The organism is Microbacterium sp. PF5 (assembly GCF_004794315.1).
GTDB lineage: Bacteria > Actinomycetota > Actinomycetes > Actinomycetales > Microbacteriaceae > Microbacterium > Microbacterium sufflavum.
In genome coordinates this window covers 1-4,805 of sequence record NZ_SSDQ01000079.1, presented here as the reverse complement: position 1 = coordinate 4,805, position 4,805 = coordinate 1, and the positions used below count along the sequence as shown (strand labels likewise).

The following is a 4,805-nucleotide window of genomic DNA, read 5'->3' as shown; positions in this document are numbered from 1 at the left end:
CCGTCGAGCTCGACGGGCGTGGGAGCGGGCGCCGCCGCCTCGGCCGCCGCGCCGCGGAAGTAGTGCACCGAGGCGTCCGTGCCGCGGCGCTCCAGCACGAGGCGTCCCGCGCGGAAGCGGCGCAGCACCGAGTTGTCCCACCAGATCTTGCGCCACACACCCAGCCAGCCGAGCACACCGGTCGGCTGGATCACGGCGACGTCGAGTGCGGCATCGGTGATCGACGCGTCGGGGATCAGCGAGATGCCGGCGGGCAGCGTGCCGCAGTTCGCGAACAGGATGCTGTGGACCTTGGTGGAGTGCAGGCGCCCCTCACCGATCTGGTAGACGGCGCGGAACGGCTGGGCCCGGGGGAGCGATCGCGCAGCACCGTCGACGTACGCGATCCACCCGACCGATCGCTTCAGGTCGGAGCGCGTGTTCGCGATCATGTCGGCATCCAGGCCGATGCCGGCGAGCACCACGAAGGCATGCTCGACCTCCTCGCCGTCCGCGCGGGTGAGCCGTGCCCAGCCGATGTCGATCGGGTGGCGGAAGTCGCCCAGAGCGGCACGGATCATCTCGGCGGGGTCGGTCAGCGGCAGTCCCAGGTTGCGCGCGAGGAGGTTGCCGGTGCCGCTCGGCAGGATCGCGAGCGGCACCCCGGTGCCGGCGATGGCCTCCGCGACCGCGCGCACCGTGCCATCGCCGCCCGCCACCAGCACCACGTCCACACCACGGGCGAGCGCCTCGGCCGTGGCTCCCTGCCCGGCGTCGTCGACCGTCGTCGGGTAGAACGCCGGGTGCTGCCAGCCCGCCTCGCGGCACAGGTCTCGAACCTGCGCCCGCAGCCGCTTCCCGTCCACTTTCACCGGGTTGTACACGAGTGCCGCCTGCGAGGTGACAGGGGGGCTCGTGCGCATGGCGCTACTCTAGACCGGCAGCCGAGGGGCTCCGCCGCACCTCGTAGACTTGCGGAATGATCGACCTCGCACTCCTCCGCGAAAACCCGGAGATCGTCCGCCGTTCGCAGGCTGCCCGTGGCAACGACCAGAGCACCGTCGACGTCGCACTCGAGGCCGATCGATCGCGCAGGGCCGCGCTCGCCGCGTTCGAAGAGCTGCGTGCCGAGCAGAACGCCTTCGGCAAGCAGGTCGCCAAGGCCCCCAAGGAGGAGAAGGCGGCGCTCGTCGCCCAGGCGAAGGACCTCGCCGACCGCGTGAAGCAGGCGCAGCACGCCGCGAACGAAGCCTCGGAGCACGCGGCCGCGGCCCTCGCGCGCATCGAGAACGTCGTGATCGACGGTGTGCCGGCGGGGGGCGAGGAGGACTTCGTCGAGCTGCGGCGGGTGGGCGACGTCCCGGCGTTCGACTTCGAGCCCCGCGACCACCTCGAGCTCGGGGAGCTGCTCGGCGCGATCGACATGGAGCGCGGCGCGAAGGTCTCCGGCGCGCGCTTCTACTTCCTGCGCGGGATCGGCGCCCGGCTCGAGATCGCCCTCATGAACCTCGCGCTCGACACGGCGCTGCAGAACGGCTTCGTGCCGATGATCACGCCCACGCTCGTGCGGCCGGAGATCATGCAGGGCACCGGCTTCCTCGGCGAGCACGCGGACGAGGTGTACCACCTCGACAAGGACGACGACCTGTACCTGGTCGGCACGAGCGAAGTCGCGCTCGCCGGCTACCACAAGGACGAGATCGTCGACCTGTCCGACGGCGCCCTCCGCTACGCGGGCTGGTCCACGTGCTACCGCCGCGAGGCGGGATCGCACGGCAAGGACACCCGCGGCATCATCCGCGTGCACCAGTTCAACAAGCTCGAGATGTTCGTCTACACCTCGGCCGAGGACGCGGAGGCCGAGCACCTGCGGCTGGTCGCGCTGCAGGAGCAGATGCTCACCGCGCTCGGCCTCGCGTATCGCGTGATCGATGTCGCCGCTGGCGACCTCGGTTCGAGCGCCGCGCGCAAGTACGACATCGAGGCGTGGGTGCCCACCCAGGGTGCGTTCCGCGAGCTCACCTCGACCTCGAACTGCACGACCTACCAGGCCCGGCGCCTCGACGTGCGGTACCGGCCGCCGGTGGAGGAGGGGGCGTCCGCGCCGAAGACGCAGCACGTGGCCACGCTCAACGGCACGCTCGCGACCACCCGGTGGATCGTCGCCCTGCTCGAGACGCACCAGCAGGCGGACGGCTCCGTGCGGGTGCCCGAGGTGCTGCGCCCCTACCTCGGCGGACTCGAGGTGATCCGCCCGCTCGCCGACGCGCAGGCCGCCCGGTGAGCGCGCCCTGGCTGGTCGGCCTCGACGTCGACGGCACGATCCTGCTCCAGGACGAGACCATGAGCCCCGGTGTGCCGGAGGCGATCGCCCGCGTGCGCGACGCCGGACACCTGGTCACGATCGCGACGGGGCGCAGTTGGATGGGGACGCAGCGCTACGTGGAGGAGCTGGGTCTCACGGCGGATCTCGTCGTCTGCTCGAACGGCGCAGTGACGATGCGGCGCGTGGGCGACCGGTGGGAGCGCTGGCACGTCGAGACCTTCGACCCGACTCCCGCGCTGGCTCTGCTCCGTGACCGCCTCCCGGACGCGCGATACATGGTCGAGCTCGGCTCCGGACAGCGGCTCTTCACCGAGCAGCTCGACGACTGGACGCTCGACGGCGGACGGCAGGTCGACTTCGACCGGCTCGGGGATCTCCCGGTGTCGCGCATCGTGGTCGTCTCGCCGGATCACGACGAGGACGACTTCCACCGGCTCGTGGCCGACGCGGGGCTCAACGAGGTGTCGTACGCGATCGGCTGGACCGCCTGGCTCGACATCGCTCCGCAGGGCGTCGACAAGGGAACGGCGCTGGAGCGGGTGCGTCACGAGCTCGGACTGCAGCGCGACCGCGTGCTGGTCGCGGGGGATGGTCGCAACGACATCGGGATGTTCGGCTGGGCCCTCGCGGGCGGGGGCCGTGCGGTGGCGATGGGGCAGGCGCCGGACGAGGTGAAGGACGCCGCGGGAGAGGTCACGACCGACGTCGAAACGGGGGGCCTCGCGACCGCGCTCGACACGCTTCCAGCGCCCGCCCAGGTCGACGCACGAGAATAGAGTTCGGCTAGACTCACGCCTGGTCGGCAGACGTATCTGTCGGGAGGGTTGTCCGAGCGGCCGATGGAGCTGGTCTTGAAAACCAGTGGGCAGAGATGTCTCGTGGGTTCGAATCCCACACCCTCCGCATACCGAGCACGGCGAACCCACCGCGCCGTGCCGAATCCGAAAGGGCCCGAGTGAGCGACAACCGACGCCGTCATACCCTCGCGCGACACGGTCAGCAGCACACCCCCGGCACCCTGGGTCAGCTGATGAAGTTCATCGCGATCGGCCTGGCCGTGGTGCTGGTCAGTGGCATCGGTGTCGGCACCTACATCTTCTACGACTTCTCCAGCACGGTCTCCGCCAACGCGGTCGATCTCGACGGTCAGGAAGACGTTCCGCCGGACATCGGCGAGTACAAGGGTGGTTTCAACCTCGTTCTCACGGGCGTCGACACGTGCGAGGAGAAGTACAAGGATCTCTTCGGCGATCGCTGCACGGGTCGCGACGCGGGGGGCACGCTCAACGATGTGAACCTGCTGGTCCACGTCTCGCAGGAACCCCGGCGGATCACGGTGGTCAGCTTCCCGCGTGACCTCATGGTGCCGATCCCCGAGTGCGAGGACGAGGACGGCAACGTCCACTCCGCCATGAGCAAGCAGCCGCTCAACACCGCCTACACCGACGGCGGCCTCAACTGCGTCGTCCAGACGATCTCGCAGCTGACCGACCAGGAGGTGCAGTTCGCGGCATCCGTCACGTTCGGCGGCGTGATCGAGATCACCAACGCGATCGGTGGTGTGGAGGTCTGCCTGGCCAACCCGATCAAGGACCGCTACACGGGCCTCGACATGGAGGCGGGCACGCACTGGCTCCAGGGCCTCGAGGCGCTGCAGTTCCTGCGCACCCGGCACGGCGTCGGCGACGGCAGCGACCTGGGACGCATCGGCAACCAGCAGCAGTACATGTCGAGCCTCGCGCGCGCGCTGATCAGCAGCGACACCCTCGGCAACGTCCCGGTCATGCTGAAGCTCGCCAACATCGGCCTCCAGAACCTCGAGACCAGCACGTCGCTCGCCGATCCGATGAAGATCGCGCAGATCGCGCTCGCCGTGAAGTCCGTTCCCTTCGAGGACATCGTGTTCCTCCAGTACCCGACGAACCAGGACAGCGCCGACCCCAACAAGGTGGTTCCGAACACGCAGGCGGCTGACGTGATGTGGGATGCGATCGAGAAGAACGCCCAGCTCCAGGTCACGCATCAGAACACGAGCAACGACGGGGTGATCGTGGCGGAGCCCACCACCCCCGTGGAGGCGACGCCCGATCCCAACGCGACGCCGAGCGACGTGGTGGCGCTGCCCGACAGCATCAAGGGCAACTCGGCCGCACAGCAGACCTGCTCCAACGGCAACGTGCGCTGACGCGCCAGGCGTCGTCTCTGCGCGCGGCCGGGCGCGGACCCGTCCGCCCCAGAGCGATCGAGGCTCCAGCCGGCACGCACGGAGGGCGGGGACGAGGTCGTGAGACCTCGCCCCCGCCCTCCGTGCGTGGGGCGGTGCCCGGCGTCAGCGCGCGCGACGTGTGCGCGCGACGTGCGCTGCCACGAGCCCGGCGCCGATGAGCGCGAGCACCGTTCCGCCGGTCAGGACCCAGGGCGACGTGCTGCCGCCGGTGGTCGCGAGCGATCCGGCGCTCGGATCGGCCGGAGCCGCCGGGTGCGCGGGCGTGCCCGGCGG

The 4,805-nt window shown here is 70.3% G+C and carries 4 protein-coding genes and 1 tRNA gene; 4 read left to right on the top strand and 1 reads right to left on the bottom strand.

Features of this window, described 5'->3' with window-relative positions; all coding sequences use genetic code 11:
• Positions 1-902 (bottom strand): diacylglycerol/lipid kinase family protein (locus DW297_RS06220; RefSeq protein WP_136030475.1); only part of this gene is annotated, 902 nt, incomplete at its 3' end.
• Between the two features lie 56 nt (positions 903-958).
• On the opposite strand from DW297_RS06220, the gene serS reads away from it, so the two are divergent.
• The 4 genes from serS (at position 959) to DW297_RS06200 (ending at position 4,490) form a co-directional block, all read left to right on the top strand.
• Positions 959-2,263 carry a serine--tRNA ligase gene (gene serS / locus DW297_RS06215; RefSeq protein WP_136030473.1) on the top strand — a complete coding sequence of 435 codons (1,305 nt, stop codon included), beginning with the start codon at positions 959-961 and terminating at the stop codon, positions 2,261-2,263.
• A complete protein-coding gene (locus DW297_RS06210; RefSeq protein ID WP_136030471.1) occupies positions 2,260-3,081 on the top strand; it encodes an HAD family hydrolase in 822 nt (273 codons plus the stop codon). The genes serS and DW297_RS06210 overlap by 4 nt, the downstream gene beginning before the upstream one ends.
• Positions 3,082-3,123: 42 nt before the next feature.
• Positions 3,124-3,208, top strand: a tRNA-Ser gene (locus DW297_RS06205).
• A 52-nt stretch (positions 3,209-3,260) separates the two neighbouring features.
• Entirely contained in the window at positions 3,261-4,490 is a 1,230-nt protein-coding gene (locus DW297_RS06200) for an LCP family protein (RefSeq protein WP_136030468.1), read from the top strand.
• Positions 4,491-4,805: the final 315 nt, after the last annotated feature.

Coding starts and splice junctions, on each gene's coding strand:
- serS (WP_136030473.1), top strand. CDS start 959: ATGATCGACCTCGCACTCCTCCGCGAAAACCCGGAGATCGTCCGCCGT.